Source organism: Streptomyces natalensis ATCC 27448, from assembly GCF_000935125.1.
GTDB classification, from domain to species: Bacteria; Actinomycetota; Actinomycetes; order Streptomycetales; family Streptomycetaceae; genus Streptomyces; species Streptomyces natalensis.
In genome coordinates this window covers 34,119-49,646 of the sequence record NZ_JRKI01000013.1, presented here as the reverse complement: position 1 = coordinate 49,646, position 15,528 = coordinate 34,119, and the positions used below count along the sequence as shown (strand labels likewise).

The following is a 15,528-nucleotide window of genomic DNA, read 5'->3' as shown; positions in this document are numbered from 1 at the left end:
CCCGGCCCCCCCGCCGCACACCGACAACAATCCGCCCGGGGCTCAGGCCGTCCGGCGCGAGCGTGCCTTGAACGCCGCCTTACGGGCCTCCTTGGCGGCCTTCTTGTCCGGGTGCAGCCGCCCCATCGCCTCCAGGACGTCCGCGGTCGCCGGGTGGTCCACCCGCCAGGCCGCCTCGAAGAACCCGCTGTGCTGTTCGGTCAGGCCCGCCACCAGATCGCGCAGCTCGGCCGCCGCCTCGTCGTCCGCGCTCTCCAGCTGGGCGGCGATGGTGTCCACCGTCAGCCAGAAGATCATGTCCTGGGTCGGCTCGGGGATCCCGGGCAGCGCCCGCTCGGCGAGCCAGACCCGGGCCAGTCCGCCCAGCTGCCGGTCGTCGAGCACCTCGCGCAGCGCGGTCTCGGCCTCCGGCGCGACCAGGGAGAGGGTCTGCTGGGCGGCGAGCCGGCGGCCGGGGGCGCGGTCGTCGTCACCGCGGGCGGCCGCGAGCAGATCGCGGGCCGCCTCCAGCGGACTGCGGGCGGCGAGCCACAGCTCGGACTCGGACTGGGCGAGCGTCTCGGGGTACTCCGGCAGCGCGTCCAGCAGGACGTCGGCGCCCTTGTCGCTGAGGTCGCCGACGGCCGGGGCGTGCACCCCCGCGTCCAGCATCCGGGCGCGCACCGCATACACGCCGAGCGGGGTCAGGCGGACCATGCCGTAGCGGGAGACGTCCTCGTCGGTGAGCGGCTCGGCCGCGCTGACCGTCTCGCCCTGCTCGTCCAGCTCCTCGATCAGCGCCTCGTCGACCGGCCGGTAGGCCACCAGCCCGATCGGCTCCAGCACCCGGAACTGGTCGTCCAGCCGCATCATCGCCTCGGAGACCTCTTCGAGGACGTCGTCGGTGGGCTCGTCCATATCGTCCGGGACGATCATGGACGCGGCCAGGGCGGGCAGCGGAACGCTCTGGTCGGGGCTCTCGGCGAGGGCGGTGAGCAGATAGAGGTTGCCGAGGATGCCGTCGAGCAGCTCGGCCTCCTCCTCCGGGTTCCAGTCGATCGCGTCCAGGTCCAGCTCGCCGCCCTCGGCGATCTGGTCGGCGATATCGGCGAGGTCGGGGGCGGCCGCGTCGGCGAGCACCGTTTCCATGCCCTCGAGCCAGATGTCGAGGATGTCGTGCGGGCTGCCGGAAGTGAGCAGGCCCAGCTCCTCGCCGGGGCGGGCGGTGCCCGACACCGCGTCCTCGGCGCCGTCCTCCTCGCCGGGGTGCTCCGTGATCTCCACCAGCCCGGTGTCCACCGCCAGCTGCCATGCCTCGGCGGTGTGGGCGGGGCCGTCCTCGTCGTCCGCCAGCCCCAGGAGGACGGTGGCCTCGCCCAGCGCCTCCTGGAGGATCTCGCCGCCCGCACCGACGGGCACGCCCCGCTCGGCCCAGCGGGCGAGCTCGGCGGCGCGGGCCATCAGCGGGGCGCCGAGCGCCTCCCGGGCCAGCTCCGCTTCGGAGTGCAGCCGCACCGGCGGCAGGGTCGGGCGCTCAGCGGACATGAAGGGTCAGCTCCTCGGGGACGACGTGCGAGTGCGCCGCCCAGCGTAGACGGAATTCGCCGCATCTCGGGCGGTTCACCCTCCCGTAGGCCGCCGGACACCCGGAAAACCTTGACAACTCCCTTGCGCAGAACGGAGATTGACGCGCGTAGCACAGCGCCGGTCCCGCACGCTCGCACGCACTGCTGCTCCATCCCCCACACTCCCTCGGAGGCACAGCATGCCATCTGGTCGTTCGCTCCGCAGGCCCGCCGCCATCGGCGCGGTGGCCGCGGCCGCCCTCGCCGGCGGCCTGATCACGGCCACCCAGTCCGCCACTGCGGCCGGCGCCCGGATCCACGACATCCAGGGCACCACCCGCACATCCCCGCTCGCCGGAAAGCAGGTCAGCGACGTACCGGGCACGGTCACCGCGGTCCGCTCGTTCGGCTCGGCGCGGGGCTTCTGGCTACAGGACCCGCACCCCGACTCCAACGACGCCACCAGCGAGGCCGTCTTCGTCTACACCGGCAAACAGACGCCGGATGTGAAGGTCGGCAACGCGCTCACCGTCAGCGGTACGGTCAGCGAGTACTACCCCGGCGGCAAGGACGCCGGCCTCCAGTCCGTCACCGAAATCACCGGCGCCACCTGGAAGGTCACCGCCGCCAAGGCCCCGCTGCCGGCTCCGTTCAAGCTCAACGCGTCCTCCATACCGCACACTTACGCTCCCGACGCGGGCGGCAAGAGCATCGAATCGCTCGCCCTGCGGCCCGGCAAGTACGCCCTGGACCGCTACGAGTCCCTGGAGGGCATGCGGGTCGCGGTCGTCAACTCGCCCGTCGTCGGCCCCACCAACACCCATAACGAGCTGTGGGTCACCGCCGATCCGGACCACGACCGCACCGCCCGCGGCGGGGTGCTCTACGGCTCGTACGCGGACCCCAACGGCGGCCGGGTCAAGGTCCAGTCGCTGGTCCCCTTCTCCCAGCACCCGTTCCCCAAGGCCGATGTCGGCGACCAACTGGCCGGGACCACCGCCGGGCCGCTGGACTACGACAACTTCGGCGGCTACACCGTCCAGGCCACCACGCTGGGTTCGCTGACCGGCCACGGTCCGGCCCCGGAGACCACCCGCCGGCAGAAGGCCGACGAGCTGGCCGTGGCCACGTACAACGTCGAGAACCTCTCCCCCGCGACCCCGCAGGCCAAGTTCGACCGGCTGGCGAAGGCGCTGGTGAAGAACCTGTCCTCGCCGGACGTGGTGGCACTGGAGGAGGTCCAGGACGACAGCGGCCCGAAGGACGACGGAACGGTCACCGCCGGGACCACGCTGAAGAAGCTCACCGACGCGATCAAGGCGGCGGGCGGTCCGGCCTACGAGGCGCGGCAGATCGACCCGGTCAACGACCAGGACGGCGGGCAGCCCGGCGGCAACATCCGGGTCGCGTTCCTCTTCAACCCCCAGCGGGTGGGGTTCACCGACATCAAGGGCGGCAACGCCACCACGCCGGTGAAGGTCGTCTCCGACCACGGCAAGGCCACGCTGTCCGCGTCCCCGGGCCGTATCGCGCCCACCGACCCGGCGTGGAAGACCAGCCGCAAGCCGCTGGTCGGGCAGTTCTCGCTCAAGAGCCGTCCGGGCAGCCGGGTGTTCGTGGTCGCCAACCACTTCGACTCCAAGGGCGGCGACCAGGGCCTCGACAGCCGCTTCCAGCCGCCGGCCCGCAGCTCGGAGATCCAGCGCACCGCGCAGGCGAAGCTGGTCAACGGATTCGTCAAGGATCTGCTGGCCAAGGACCCCAAGGCCGAGGTGGTCGTCGCCGGCGACCTCAACGACTACCAGTTCTCCCCCGCCCTGAAGGACCTCACCGCCGGCGGGGTGCTCACCGACCAGGTGGGCCGGCTGCCCCGGGCCGAGCGCTACGGCTACGTCTACCAGGGCAACTCCCAGGTCCTGGACCACATGCTCACCACCAAGGCGCTCGCCGGGCCCGACTACGACATCGTCCACGTCAACGCCGAGTACGCCGACCAGGCCAGCGACCACGATCCGCAGGTGCTGCGCATCCGGCCGTAGGCTCCGCCGCCCGCCGGTCACGGCACGACGCGGCCGCCGCACCCCAGGGGTGCGGCGGCCGCGTCGCTGCCCAGGGTCAGTACCCCTGCTGGGGCGCCTGGACCCGAGCCTCCTCGGGCTCCTGCTCGTCGGCCGGCAGCAGGTCCCGCACCAGCAGCGTCGCGCCCGCGACCGCGCCCGGCATCAGCACCACCGCCACGAACGGGATCAGGAACAGCAGCACCACCGGGGTGCCGAAGCCGACGGCGAGCGCCTTGCGGCCGCGCAGCAGCCGCAGCCGCTCGCGGACCGGGACGTCCCGGCGCTGCATCGCCACCGACGTCAGCTCGACGGCGAGGAAGAAGCCGTTGACGCAGAAGCCGACGACCGGGATCACCGTCTGCCCGAGGAACGGCACGAAGCCCAGCGCGAACAGCAGGATCCCGAACCCGGCCGCCCGCAGCAGGACATGCACGCTGTCGCACAGCGCGATCCAGATCTCCCGCCACAGCGGCCGGCCGGGCCCCTCGGGGCAGCCGCCCTCGTCCTTCTCCACCTGCTCGGACAGCGACTCGTAGAAGGGGTCGCCGATCACCAGCGTGACGGCGGTGAAGGTCAGTACGGACAGCAGCAGCGCGCCCGCGAACAGCAGCGCGACGAAGAGCCCGCGCAGCAGGCCCTGCCAGGGCGCGCCCCAGCCGTCGGCGAACGGCGTCGCCCAGGCGGCGATAGCGCCGGAGAACAGGGCGAGCACGGTGAGCACCGCCCCGTAGAGCACCAGGGCGATCAGCGCGGGAATCAGTCCGAATCCCCACCACCGGCCGTGCCGGGCGACCCAGCGCTGTCCCTGACCCAAGTACCGTATCCCCGCTGCAAGATCGCGCATGCGGCCAAGCCTATCGGCGTGCGTCGCGGCGCCCGCCCACGGCCTCCGGACCGGGATGAGCCGGTTCGGTGTCGCGGTGGCCGGGCAGCACCCGCAGCCGGCCGCCGCCGATCCGTACGAAGTCCTCGAAGCTCACCTGGCCGTGCCCGGCCGCGCAGTCGCCGCAGGACCCGGACAGCACCCGCCAGCCGGTCCGTCCCCAGCCGGCGTCCACGAAGATCTCCGGCGGCCGCCCGCAGCCGCACGGCGCGATCCGTGCCACCCGTACCCGCTGCCGGGCATGGCGCATCCCGCGTTCGAAGCGGATGTAGGGGCCGAGCACCGCGATCTCCAGGATCGCCGCCCGGCGGTGCGTACCGGAGCGGGCCAGGGCCAGCGCCTGGGCGAAGGTGTGCAGACAGGAGAAGCCGCAGTCGCAGCGCAGCGCCGGAGCGCGGTGCCGCCGCCCGTACTGGCAGCGCGCCTCGTCGACCACCCCGTAGGGCTGGGCCCCGCCGGTGGTGATCCCGGCGAATCCGATCCGGCCGCAGTCCTCCGCCAGCACCGGGTGGGCGAGCTGGTATCCCCGGGGCGGTTCGGCGGGGCGTTCCCGCGGCAGGCGCCGCATCATCGGCCGACCAGCGCCCCGACGAACGGCCCGGCCGCCTTCCCGGAGCCGGCCACCGCCAGCTCGTCCAGCGGCACGACGGCCGCCCAGGCCCCGGCCCCCCACTCCTCGGCCAGCACCTCGCCGGCCTCTGGTCCCACTTCCTCCGCGACGCCGACAGCGAGCGGTTTGCCCAGCCTCATGGAGCCTCCCGGCGCGGTCCGTAGTACACCGTTTCCGCCATGGTGGCCCAGCCCCGGCCCCGCCGACAGCAGCGCACTGCGGCCCCGGGCCCCGCGCCGGGTGCATACGCTGTCCCGCGCCCGCGCACGGCCCGGACACCACCCCCCACACGCCACTCACCGGCCCCGTCCGCCGCATGCGACGGCCCGGCGGGATCCCCCGCCGGGCCGTTCTACGCTGTGCCGGTGGCGTCAGTTGTGGCTGTGCAGGATCTCGTTGAGACCGCCCCAGGCCGCCTTGTTCGGGCGGGCCTCGACGGTGCCGGTGGTGGAGTTGCGACGGAAGAGGATGTTGTCGCCGCCCGACAGCTCCAGGGCCTTGACGATCTGTCCGTCCGGCATGGTGACCCGGGTGCCCGCGGTCAGGTACAGACCGGCTTCCACGACGCATTCGTCGCCCAGCGCGATACCGATGCCGGACTCGGCGCCCAGCAGGCAGCGTTCGCCGATCGAGATGATCTGCTTGCCGCCGCCGGAGAGGGTGCCCATGGTCGAGGCGCCGCCGCCGATGTCGGTGCCGTCGCCGATGACGACGCCCGCGCTGATCCGGCCCTCGACCATGGAGGTGCCCAGCGTCCCGGCGTTGAAGTTGACGAAGCCCTCGTGCATGACGGTGGTACCGGCCGCGAGGTGGGCGCCCAGCCGCACCCGGTCGGCGTCGCCGATGCGCACGCCGGCGGGGGCGACGTAGTCGGTCATCCGCGGGAACTTGTCGACGCTGGTGACCATCAGGTGCAGCCCCTCGGCGCGGGCGTTGAGGCGCGCCGTCTCCAGCCGGTCGACGGGCACCGGGCCCAGCGAGGTCCAGGCGACGTTCGCCAGCAGGCCGAAGATGCCCTCCAGGTTCTGGCCGTGCGGCTTGACCAGGCGGTGGCTGAGCAGGTGCAGGCGGAGGTAGGCGTCGTGGGCGTCCAGCGGCTTGTCGTCCAGCGAGGAGATGACCGTACGGACGGCCACGACCTCCACCTCACGGACCGGGTCGGGGCCGATCGCCTTGAGCACGGCGTCGCCGAGCAGCTCGGTGGCGCGGTCGCCCTCCAGCCGCTCGGTGCCGGCCGGGCCGGGGCTCTCGGCGCCGGCGGGCACCAGCTGGGGCGCCGGGTACCAGGTGTCGAGGACGGTGCCGTCGGAGGCGAGGGTGGCGAGGCCGGCGGCGACGGCGCCGGTGGTACGGGGAGAGGAAGCAGCATCGGTCATGCTCGAAACCTAACCGGAGGGCCCCGGCCGAGGCGAACCGGTCTCAGTGACCGGCCCGGGACCGTACGGTCGCACAACCGGGTTCGTAGGGGCGCACGAGCCAGATCGCAGGTCCGTGGGGCCGCACGAGCCGGATCACCGTCCCGCCCGGCGCCGCGCTCAGGCCAGCACCCCGGCCAGCCCGGCCCGTACCGCGGCGGGTTCGAAGGGCTGCCCGGTGAGCAGATGCTGGAGCAGCACCCCGTCCAGGAAGGCCACCACGGCCCGCGCAGTGTGCTCGTCGCCGATCCGGCGGCCGAGCAGCCGCACCATCTCGTCCAGGCATTCCGCGGCGATCGGCCGCACCGCCTCGCGCCGCAGCGCCGTCAGATACAGCTCGTACTCCAGCTCCACCCGCGACCGGTCCCCGGCCAGCGTCTCCCCGATCAGCTCGGCCACCTGCTCCGCGAGCGGCACCGTGGGGTCGATCCGCTCCACCCAGCGCGCGAAGTCGGCCAGGCACACCCCGTTGACCTGCCGCAGCGCGGCGACCAGCAGATCGTCCAGACTCGCGAAGTGGTACGTCGTCGACCCCAGCGGCACCTGGGCAGCGGCGGCCACGGCGCGGTGGCTGAGCCCCGCGATCCCCCGCTCGCCGACCACCTCGATCGCCGCATCGATGATCCGCTGCCGTCTTTCCGGGTCGTAGCGCCGCCGTCCCATCAGTGCGCCCCGCCCAGATTCAGCACCACGACCCCGGCGATCACCAGCAGCACTCCCAGGATCCTCAGCAGGCTGGTGCTCTCCCCCAGGAACACCATCCCGATCGCGGCGATGACGGCCGTCCCGGACCCGGCCCAGATGGCGTACGCGGTGCCCACGCTCATCGTCTTCAGCGTCTGCGCCAGCAGCGCAAAGGCCAGCAGATAGCCAACGGTGGTGCCCACGGACGGCCACAGTCGGGTGAAGCCGTCGCTGTATTTCATCGAAGTGGTCGCGAGGATCTCGGAGACTATCGCCCCGGCCAGCGTCACATAGCCCATGCGTACGAGCGTACACAACGTTGTGTACGGTCGTACATAACGCTTGGTCGCCCGTGAACGGCGAAACGGCCGCGCCCGCCGGGAGGTCCCGGTGAACGCGGCCGTATCGGCGCGGCGGAGGCGGTCGCCTCAGACGTTGAAGCCCAGCGCGCGCAGCTGCTCGCGGCCGTCGTCGGTGATCTTGTCCGGGCCCCACGGGGGCATCCAGACCCAGTTGATCTTCAGCTCGTTGACGATGCCGTCGGTGGCCGACTTCGCCTGGTCCTCGATGACGTCGGTCAGCGGGCAGGCCGCGGACGTCAGCGTCATGTCGATGGTGGCGATGTTGGCGTCGTCGATGTGAATGCCGTAGATCAGGCCGAGGTTGACGACATCGATGCCCAGCTCGGGGTCGACGACGTCGTAGAGGGCCTCGCGGACCTCTTCCTCCGAGGCCGGCTTGGTGGTCGTTTCGGTCATGCGGTCTTCGCCTCCTCGGAGAGGGCCTTGGCCGTGGCGTCTTTCCAGGCCATCCAGCTGAGCAGGGCGCACTTCACGCGCGCCGGGTACTTGGAGACGCCGGCGAAGGCAACGGCGTCCTCCAGCACCTCCTCCATCGCGTCATCCGGCTCCATCTGGCCCTTGGACTGCATCAGCTCCAGGAAGGTCTCCTGGATCTTCTGCGCCTCGCCCAGCTGCTTGCCGACGAGCAGGTCGTTGAGGACGGACGCACTGGCCTGGCTGATGGAGCAGCCCTGCCCCTCGTACGACACGTCCTCGATCGTCGCGCCGTCCAGGCGGACGCGCAGCGTGATCTCGTCGCCGCAGGTCGGGTTGACATGGTGCACCTCGGCGTCGCCGTCCCGAAGACCGCGCCCATGGGGGTGCTTGTAGTGGTCCAGGATGACGTCCTGGTACATGGAATCCAGCTTCACGGCTTTGTCAGTCCTCGCCTCATCCGCTGTGCTTGATAACCGGCTGTGCTTCTTTAACCGAAGAAGTTGCGGACGTGCTCCAGTCCCTCGACCAGGGCGTCGACCTCGCCGGGGGTGGAGTACAGATAGAACGACGCTCGCGTGGTCGCAGGAATTCCGTAGCGCAGGCAGACCGGACGCGCGCAGTGGTGACCCACCCGGACCGCGATGCCCTGCTCGTCCAGCACCTGGCCGACGTCGTGCGGGTGGATGTCGCCGAGCGTGAAGGAGATCGTCGCCCCGCGGTCCTCGGCCGTGCTGGGGCCGACGATGCGCAGGTCGGGGACCTCCAGCAGCCGCTGGACGGCGTACTCGGTGATCGCGTGCTCATGCGCGGCGATCTTGTCCATACCGATCGAGGTGAGGTAGTCCACGGCCGCGCCGAGGCCGACGGCCTGGGCGATCGGGGGCGTACCGGCCTCGAACTTGTGCGGGGCGGGCGCGTAGGTCGAGGAGTGCATGGACACCGTCTCGATCATTTCGCCGCCGCCGAGGAACGGCGGAAGGTCCTCCAGCAGCTCCTGGCGGCCCCACAGGACGCCGATGCCGGTCGGGCCGCACATCTTGTGGCCGGTGAAGGCGACGAAGTCGGCCTGGAGCGCCTGGACGTCCAGCACCATGTGCGGGGCGGCCTGGGAGGCGTCGATGCAGACCAGCGCGCCGACTTCCTGGGCCCGGCGGACGATCGTCTCGACCGGGTTGATGGTGCCCATGATGTTGGAGACCAGCGTGAAGGAGACGATCTTCGTCTGCTCCGTGATGATCTCGTCGATGTTGGACAGGTCCAGGCGCCCGTCGTCGGTGATGCCGAACCACCTCAGCTTCGCGCCGGTGCGCTGCGCGAGCAGCTGCCACGGGACGATGTTGGAGTGGTGCTCCATCTCCGTGATGACGATCTCGGTCTCGCGGTCCACGCGGTAGGGCTCATCGGCCCAGCCGAGCATGTTGGCGACGAGGTTGAGCGATTCCGAGGCGTTCTTGGTGAAGATCACCTCGTCGCGGCTCGGCGCGTTGATGAAGGCCGCGACCTTGTCGCGGGCGCCTTCGTACAGCGCCGTGGCCTCCTCGGCGAGCACATGCACGCCGCGGTGGACGTTGGCGTTATGCCGTTCGTAGTAGGCGTTCAGGGCGTCGAGGACCTGGCGCGGCTTCTGCGAAGTCGCCGCGTTGTCCAGGTAGACGACCTTCTTCCCGTCGTGGATCTGGCGGTCCAGGATGGGGAAGTCCTTACGGATCGCCTCGGTGTCGAGGAGGCCCGGCAGCTGTGTCACGCGGTTGCGCCACCCTTCGTGTATGCCTCGTAGCCCTCGGCCTCCAGCTTGTCGGCGAGCTCGGCGCCGCCGGACTCGGCGATGCGGCCGTTCGCGAACACGTGGACCTGGTCGGGCTTGATGTAGCGCAGGATGCGCGTGTAGTGGGTGATCAGCAGGGTGCCGACCTGGCCGGTCTCGCGGACGCGGTTGACGCCCTCGGAGACGGTGCGCAGCGCGTCGACGTCCAGGCCGGAGTCGGTCTCGTCGAGGATCGCGATGGCCGGCTTGAGCAGCTCCAGCTGGAGGATCTCGTGGCGCTTCTTCTCACCGCCGGAGAAGCCCTCGTTGACGTTGCGCTCGGCGAACGAGGGGTCCATCTGGAGGCGCTCCATGGCCTCCTTGACCTCCTTGACCCACAGCCGCAGCTTGGGGGCCTCGCCGCGGATCGCGGTCGCGGAGGTGCGCAGGAAGTTGGAGACGGAGACGCCGGGGACCTCGACCGGGTACTGCATGGCGAGGAAGACGCCGGCGCGGGCGCGCTCGTCGACGGACATCTCCAGGACGTCCTCGCCGTCGAGGGTGACGGTGCCGCCGGTGATCGTGTACTTGGGGTGACCCGCCAGCGAGTAGGCGAGGGTCGACTTGCCGGAGCCGTTGGGGCCCATGATGGCGTGCGTCTCGCCCTGCTTCACGGTCAGGTCGACGCCCTTCAGGATCTCGCGCGGGCCGTTCTCGGCCTCGACGGAGACGTGCAGGTCGTGGATCTCAAGCGTTGCCATGGGTGACTCAGGGCTCCTGGGTGACGGAGACGAGCACGTCGTCCCCTTCGATCTTTACGGGGTATACGGGGACGGGGCGCGTCGCGGGAAGGCCGCTGGGCTTGCCGGTGCGCAGGTCGAAGCTCGAACCGTGCAGCCAGCATTCGATCGAGCAGTCCTCGACCTCGCCCTCCGAGAGGGAGACATTGGCGTGCGAGCAGATGTCGTTGATGGCGAACACCTCGCCCTCCGTGCGGACGAGGGAGACGGGGGTGCCGTCGATCTCGACCCGCTTGGGGGTGTCCTCCTCCAGCTCGCTGAGCGCCGCTGCGCGTACGTAGCTCATACCGAGGACGCTTCCAGCTCGGCCTCGATCTTGCTCATCAGGCGCTCTTCGACGTCCGGGAGACCGATCTGCTGGACCAGCTCGGCGAAGAAGCCGCGCACGACCAGCCGGCGGGCCTCGTCGGCCGGGATGCCGCGGGCCATCAGGTAGAAGAGCTGCTCGTCGTCGAAGCGGCCGGTGGCCGAGGCGTGGCCGGCGCCGACGATCTCGCCGGTCTCGATCTCCAGGTTGGGCACCGAGTCGACCCGCGCGCCGTCGGTCAGGACGAGGTTGCGGTTGAGCTCGTAGGTGTCCGTGCCGGTGGCGGACGCCTGGATGAGGACGTCGCCGATCCAGACGGCGTGGGCGTCCTCGCCCTGGAGCGCGCCCTTGTAGACGACGTTGGAGCGGCAGTTGGCCGCCTCGTGGTCGACGAAGAGGCGGTGCTCGTGGTGCTGGCCCTGCTCGGTGAAGTACAGGCCGTAGAACTCGGCCTCGCCGCCGGGGCCCGCGTACGTCACCCGCGGGTGGAGGCGGACGAGGTCGCCGCCGAAGGTGACGACGACGGACTTGAAGGTCGCGTCCCGGCCGACCAGGGCGTTGTGCTGTCCGGTGTGGACGGCGGTCTTGTCCCAGTCCTGGACGGAGACGACGGTCAGCTTGGCGCCGTCGCCGAGGAGGTAGTCGACGTTGGCGGCGAGCACCGCGTCACCGGTGTGGTCGATGACGACGACCGCTTCGGCGAAGGCACCGAGCTCGATGACCTGGTGGCCGAAGGCGGTGCCGCCCTCGCCGTGCACGGCGATGCGGATCGGCTCGGTCAGCACGGTCTCCTTGGGGACCGTGACGACCGACGCCTTCTCGAAGGTGCTGTACGCCTGGGCGGCGACGCGGTCGACGGGCTTGCCGGCCTTGCCGACGCGGGGGTCGGCGCGGTCGACCAGCTCGTGGGTGACACCCTCGGGCGCGGAGATGTCGATCTTCAGGTCGGGACCGCCGGCCGCGGCACTGCCGTCGTGCAGGCCCTTCAGGCGCGCGAGCGGCGTGAAGCGCCACTCCTCCTCGCGGCCGTGCGGCACCGGGAAGTCCGCCACGTCATAGGACGGCGGGGCGCTCATCCTGGTGGCGACGGTGGACTCCGCGGCCACCGCAATGGAGCCGGTGGTCGTGGAACCCGAGGGGATGTTCTGAGCCTCAGCCATGGCTGTCGTGATGCTCGCTTTCTGGTTGCGATCCGCGGCCTGCCCGCAGGACGGCCGCCGCGTCGGTCGTTGAGTGTGCCGTGGCCGTCAGCCGACCGCGCCTTCCATCTGCAGCTCGATCAGCCGGTTGAGCTCCAGCGCGTACTCCATCGGCAGCTCACGGGCGATCGGCTCGACGAAGCCGCGCACGATCATGGCCATGGCCTCGAACTCCGTCAGGCCGCGGGCCATCAGGTAGAAGAGCTGGTCCTCGCTGACCTTGGAGACCGTCGCCTCGTGCCCCATGGAGACGTCGTCCTCGCGGACGTCGACGTAGGGGTAGGTGTCCGAGCGGGAGATGGTGTCCACCAGCAGCGCGTCGCACAGCACGTTGGACTTGGAGCCCGCGGCGCCCTCGCCGATCTCGACCAGACCGCGGTAGGAGGTGCGGCCGCCGCCTCGCGCCACCGACTTGGAGACGATGTTGGAGGAGGTGTTCGGCGCCATGTGGACCATCTTGGAGCCGGCGTCCTGGTGCTGGCCCTCGCCCGCGAAGGCGATCGAGAGGGTCTCGCCCTTGGCGTGCTCGCCCATCAGGTAGACGGCCGGGTACTTCATCGTCACCTTGGAGCCGAGGTTGCCGTCGACCCACTCCATGGTCGCGCCCTCGTAGGCGACGGCGCGCTTGGTGACCAGGTTGTAGACGTTGTTCGACCAGTTCTGGATGGTCGTGTAGCGGCAGCGGCCGCCCTTCTTGACGATGATCTCGACCACCGCGGAGTGCAGCGAGTCCGACTTGTAGATCGGCGCGGTGCAGCCCTCGACGTAGTGGACGTAGGCGTCCTCGTCGACGATGATCAGCGTCCGCTCGAACTGGCCCATGTTCTCGGTGTTGATCCGGAAGTAGGCCTGGAGCGGGATGTCGACGTGGACACCCTTGGGGACGTAGATGAACGAGCCGCCGGACCACACCGCGGTGTTCAGCGACGCGAACTTGTTGTCACCGACCGGGATGACCGTGCCGAAGTACTCCTGGAAGAGCTCCGGGTGCTCCTTGAGCGCCGTGTCGGTGTCCAGGAAGATGACGCCCTGCTCCTCCAGGTCCTCGCGGATCTGGTGGTAGACGACCTCCGACTCGTACTGGGCGGCGACGCCGGCGACCAGGCGCTGCTTCTCCGCCTCGGGGATGCCCAGCTTGTCGTAGGTGTTCTTGATGTCCTCGGGCAGCTCCTCCCAGGAGGCGGCCTGCTGCTCGGTGGAGCGGACGAAGTACTTGATGTTGTCGAAGTCGATGCCCGACAGGTCCGAGCCCCACTGCGGCATGGGCTTCTTGCCGAACAGCTTCAGGCCCTTGAGGCGGAGCTTGAGCATCCACTCCGGCTCGTTCTTCTTCGCCGAGATGTCCCGGACGACGTCCTCGGAGAGGCCGCGCTTCGCCGAAGCGCCGGCCACGTCGGAGTCGGCCCAGCCGTATTCGTAGTTGCCCAGACCCTCGAGCTCAGGGTGAGCAGTCTCCGTGGGGAGCGTCATGCGGGGTTCCTCCCGGCCGTGCGTGCAGATGCTGTGGTGGTCTGTGTGGTGCGCCCACCGGTGGGGTGAGCCGCCTTGCCGGCACCGGCCTTCGGAACGAAGGTCGTGCACACCCCGTCGCCGTGGGCGATGGTGGCAAGGCGCTGTACGTGGGTCCCGAGCAATCGGGAGAAGACTTCGGTCTCCGCCTCGCACAGCTGCGGGTACTGCTCGGCCACATGGGCGACCGGGCAGTGGTGCTGGCAGAGCTGTTCACCGAGCTGGGGGTTGGGGGCGCTGCGCGCCGTAGCAGCGTACCCGTCCGCGGTCAACGCCTCCGCCAGGGCCTCGGTACGGCCCTCGGGACCGGCGGCCTCGACCGCCGCGCGGTAGCCCTGGGCCTGGGCCGCGAACCGGGCGCGGGCGAACGCGGCGACCGCCGCCTCGCCCATCGCCCCGCCGCCCGCGCTCTGCGCGATCCAGCGCAGCGCATCGGTGGCGAGCTGGTCGTAGGCCTGGTCGAAGGCGTCCCGGCCGCAGTCGGTCAGCGCGAAGGACTTGGCAGGTCGGCCGCGGCCCCGCGCGCCGTAGATCCGCTGCTCGCGGGGCTCGACGACGCCCTCGGCGACCAGCGCATCCAGATGGCGGCGCACCGCCGCCTGGGTGAGCTCCAGGCGCAGGGCCAGCTCGGCCGCGGTGGACGGACCGTGGTCGAGAATGGAGCGGGCGACGCGATTGCGGGTGCCCCGGCCCTCGTCGTGCGCCGACGGGGCGGAAGCGGAAGGGGTCGCCTTCTGCTGCACCGTGCGCCCGGGCGCGGGGGCAGCCGGCCCGGCGGTCGGCTCGACCGCGGGCGCTTCCCGATCCTCGCTCGGCTTTTTCACAACGCCATTGTTGCGTAATTCCTCAGAGCGATTCAACCCATGTCCGGATCACGGACTGGTGGCCTCTATCACTAAGGGTCACCTAAATTCCAGCGCCCCCGGTAGATTCCGGCCCCCTCGGTGGCCGAAGCCGAGCCCCGCCCGTCCCCCGTCCGGCCGCGCTCCGTAAACTGCCCGCCATGCGTACCGAGCCTGCCGTCGAGGTCGTCGGCCTGGTCAAGCGATACGGGACCAAGACCGCCGTGGACGGGCTCGACCTGACCGTCGCACGCGGCACGGTGACCGCCGTGCTCGGCCCCAACGGCGCCGGCAAGACCACCACCGTGGAGACCTGCGAGGGCTATCTGCGCCCGGACGGGGGCACCGTCCGCGTCCTGGGCCTGGACCCCGTCTCCGACGCCACCGCGCTGCGCCCCCGGATCGGCGTGATGCTCCAGTCCGGCGGCGTCTACGCGGGGGCCCGCGCCGAGGAGATGCTGCGGCACACCGCCACCCTGCACGCCCACCCCCTCGATACCGGCCTGCTGATCGAGCGCCTGGGCCTGGGCGGCTGCGGCCGTACGCCCTACCGGCGGCTCTCGGGCGGCCAGCAGCAGCGGCTCGCGCTGGCCATGGCCGTCGTCGGCCGCCCCGAGCTGGTCTTCCTCGACGAGCCCACCGCCGGCCTGGACCCGCAGGCCCGGCGCGCCACCTGGGACCTCGTACGGGAACTGCGCTCCGACGGCGTCGGCGTCGTGCTGACCACCCACTTCATGGACGAGGCCGAGCAGCTGGCCGACGATGTCGCGATCATCGACGGCGGCCGGGTCATCGCCCAGGGCAGCCCGGAGGAGCTGTGCCGCGGCGGGGCGGAGAACAGCCTGCGCTTCACCGGCCGCCCCGGGCTGGACCTCGCCTCCCTCCTCAAGGCGCTGCCCCAGGACAGCACCGCTGCCGAGCCGGCGCCGGGCACCTACCGCGTCACCGGCACCGTCGGCCCCCAGCTCCTGGCCACCGTCGCCTCCTGGTGCGCACAGAACGGCGTCATGCCCGACGCGATAGCCGTCGAACGGCACACCCTGGAGGACGTCTTCCTGGAGCTCACCGGTAAGGAGCTGCGCGTATGAGTTTCGGCCACGCCTCTTCCGGCCGGGGGTCCGGGGGTTGCCCCCCGGAAAGACACAGCCTGGA

Annotated in this window: 17 protein-coding genes; 2 read left to right on the top strand and 15 right to left on the bottom strand. The window is 70.9% G+C overall.

The window, feature by feature from the left end; all coding sequences use genetic code 11:
• Nucleotides 1-42: 42 nt before the first annotated feature.
• Nucleotides 43-1,524 (bottom strand): hypothetical protein, encoded by a 1,482-nt coding sequence (locus tag SNA_RS10465; protein ID WP_030069244.1) that lies wholly within the window; start codon nucleotides 1,522-1,524, stop codon nucleotides 43-45.
• A 220-nt stretch (nucleotides 1,525-1,744) separates the two neighbouring features.
• Here SNA_RS10465 and SNA_RS10460 point away from each other — a divergent pair, with 220 nt between their 5' ends.
• A complete protein-coding gene (locus SNA_RS10460) occupies nucleotides 1,745-3,583 on the top strand; it encodes an endonuclease/exonuclease/phosphatase family protein (protein WP_044364462.1) in 1,839 nt (612 codons plus the stop codon).
• A gap of 76 nt (nucleotides 3,584-3,659) precedes the next feature.
• Here the strand turns inward: SNA_RS10460 and SNA_RS10455 are convergent, their stop codons facing one another.
• The 14 genes from SNA_RS10455 to SNA_RS10390 form a co-directional block, all read right to left on the bottom strand.
• Complete coding sequence (locus SNA_RS10455) at nucleotides 3,660-4,448, bottom strand: EI24 domain-containing protein (RefSeq protein WP_044364460.1); 789 nt, start codon at nucleotides 4,446-4,448, stop codon at nucleotides 3,660-3,662.
• A 10-nt stretch (nucleotides 4,449-4,458) separates the two neighbouring features.
• Nucleotides 4,459-5,058, bottom strand: coding sequence for a hypothetical protein (locus SNA_RS10450; protein ID WP_052808895.1), 600 nt, complete (start codon nucleotides 5,056-5,058; stop codon nucleotides 4,459-4,461).
• A complete protein-coding gene (locus SNA_RS10445) occupies nucleotides 5,055-5,237 on the bottom strand; it encodes a hypothetical protein (RefSeq protein ID WP_030069235.1) in 183 nt (60 codons plus the stop codon). Before SNA_RS10445 ends, SNA_RS10450 begins: the two co-directional genes overlap by 4 nt.
• A 231-nt stretch (nucleotides 5,238-5,468) precedes the next feature.
• Nucleotides 5,469-6,473, bottom strand: a complete 1,005-nt coding sequence (dapD, locus tag SNA_RS10440) for a 2,3,4,5-tetrahydropyridine-2,6-dicarboxylate N-succinyltransferase (protein ID WP_030069233.1) — start codon at nucleotides 6,471-6,473, stop codon at nucleotides 5,469-5,471.
• Nucleotides 6,474-6,632: 159 nt separating this feature from the next.
• Nucleotides 6,633-7,175, bottom strand: a complete 543-nt coding sequence (locus tag SNA_RS10435) for a TetR/AcrR family transcriptional regulator (protein ID WP_030069231.1) — start codon at nucleotides 7,173-7,175, stop codon at nucleotides 6,633-6,635.
• Nucleotides 7,175-7,495 (bottom strand): DMT family transporter, encoded by a 321-nt coding sequence (locus tag SNA_RS10430; RefSeq protein WP_030069230.1) that lies wholly within the window; start codon nucleotides 7,493-7,495, stop codon nucleotides 7,175-7,177. Before SNA_RS10430 ends, SNA_RS10435 begins: the two co-directional genes overlap by 1 nt.
• Nucleotides 7,496-7,624: 129 nt before the next feature.
• The gene (locus tag SNA_RS10425) at nucleotides 7,625-7,954 is read right to left on the bottom strand and encodes a metal-sulfur cluster assembly factor (RefSeq protein WP_030069228.1); all 330 of its coding nucleotides are present in this window, start codon (nucleotides 7,952-7,954) and stop codon (nucleotides 7,625-7,627) included.
• Nucleotides 7,951-8,409 carry a Fe-S cluster assembly sulfur transfer protein SufU gene (sufU, locus tag SNA_RS10420; protein WP_030069227.1) on the bottom strand — a complete coding sequence of 153 codons (459 nt, stop codon included), beginning with the start codon at nucleotides 8,407-8,409 and terminating at the stop codon, nucleotides 7,951-7,953. Before sufU ends, SNA_RS10425 begins: the two co-directional genes overlap by 4 nt.
• A gap of 53 nt (nucleotides 8,410-8,462) precedes the next feature.
• On the bottom strand, nucleotides 8,463-9,719 hold the full coding sequence (locus SNA_RS10415; RefSeq protein ID WP_030069225.1) for a cysteine desulfurase: 1,257 nt from the start codon (nucleotides 9,717-9,719) through the stop codon (nucleotides 8,463-8,465).
• Nucleotides 9,716-10,480 (bottom strand): Fe-S cluster assembly ATPase SufC, encoded by a 765-nt coding sequence (sufC, locus tag SNA_RS10410; RefSeq protein ID WP_030069223.1) that lies wholly within the window; start codon nucleotides 10,478-10,480, stop codon nucleotides 9,716-9,718. Before sufC ends, SNA_RS10415 begins: the two co-directional genes overlap by 4 nt.
• 7 nt (nucleotides 10,481-10,487) lie before the next feature.
• Nucleotides 10,488-10,805 carry a non-heme iron oxygenase ferredoxin subunit gene (locus SNA_RS10405; protein ID WP_030069221.1) on the bottom strand — a complete coding sequence of 106 codons (318 nt, stop codon included), beginning with the start codon at nucleotides 10,803-10,805 and terminating at the stop codon, nucleotides 10,488-10,490.
• Entirely contained in the window at nucleotides 10,802-11,986 is a 1,185-nt protein-coding gene (gene sufD / locus SNA_RS10400; RefSeq protein WP_030069220.1) for a Fe-S cluster assembly protein SufD, read from the bottom strand. Before sufD ends, SNA_RS10405 begins: the two co-directional genes overlap by 4 nt.
• An 87-nt stretch (nucleotides 11,987-12,073) precedes the next feature.
• Entirely contained in the window at nucleotides 12,074-13,495 is a 1,422-nt protein-coding gene (sufB, locus tag SNA_RS10395) for a Fe-S cluster assembly protein SufB (protein ID WP_030069218.1), read from the bottom strand.
• A complete protein-coding gene (locus SNA_RS10390; protein WP_030069217.1) occupies nucleotides 13,492-14,358 on the bottom strand; it encodes a helix-turn-helix transcriptional regulator in 867 nt (288 codons plus the stop codon). The genes sufB and SNA_RS10390 overlap by 4 nt, the downstream gene beginning before the upstream one ends.
• 179 nt (nucleotides 14,359-14,537) lie before the next feature.
• On the opposite strand from SNA_RS10390, the gene SNA_RS10385 reads away from it, so the two are divergent.
• Complete coding sequence (locus tag SNA_RS10385) at nucleotides 14,538-15,464, top strand: ABC transporter ATP-binding protein (RefSeq protein WP_044364458.1); 927 nt, start codon at nucleotides 14,538-14,540, stop codon at nucleotides 15,462-15,464.
• The last annotated feature ends 64 nt before the right edge of the window (nucleotides 15,465-15,528 follow it).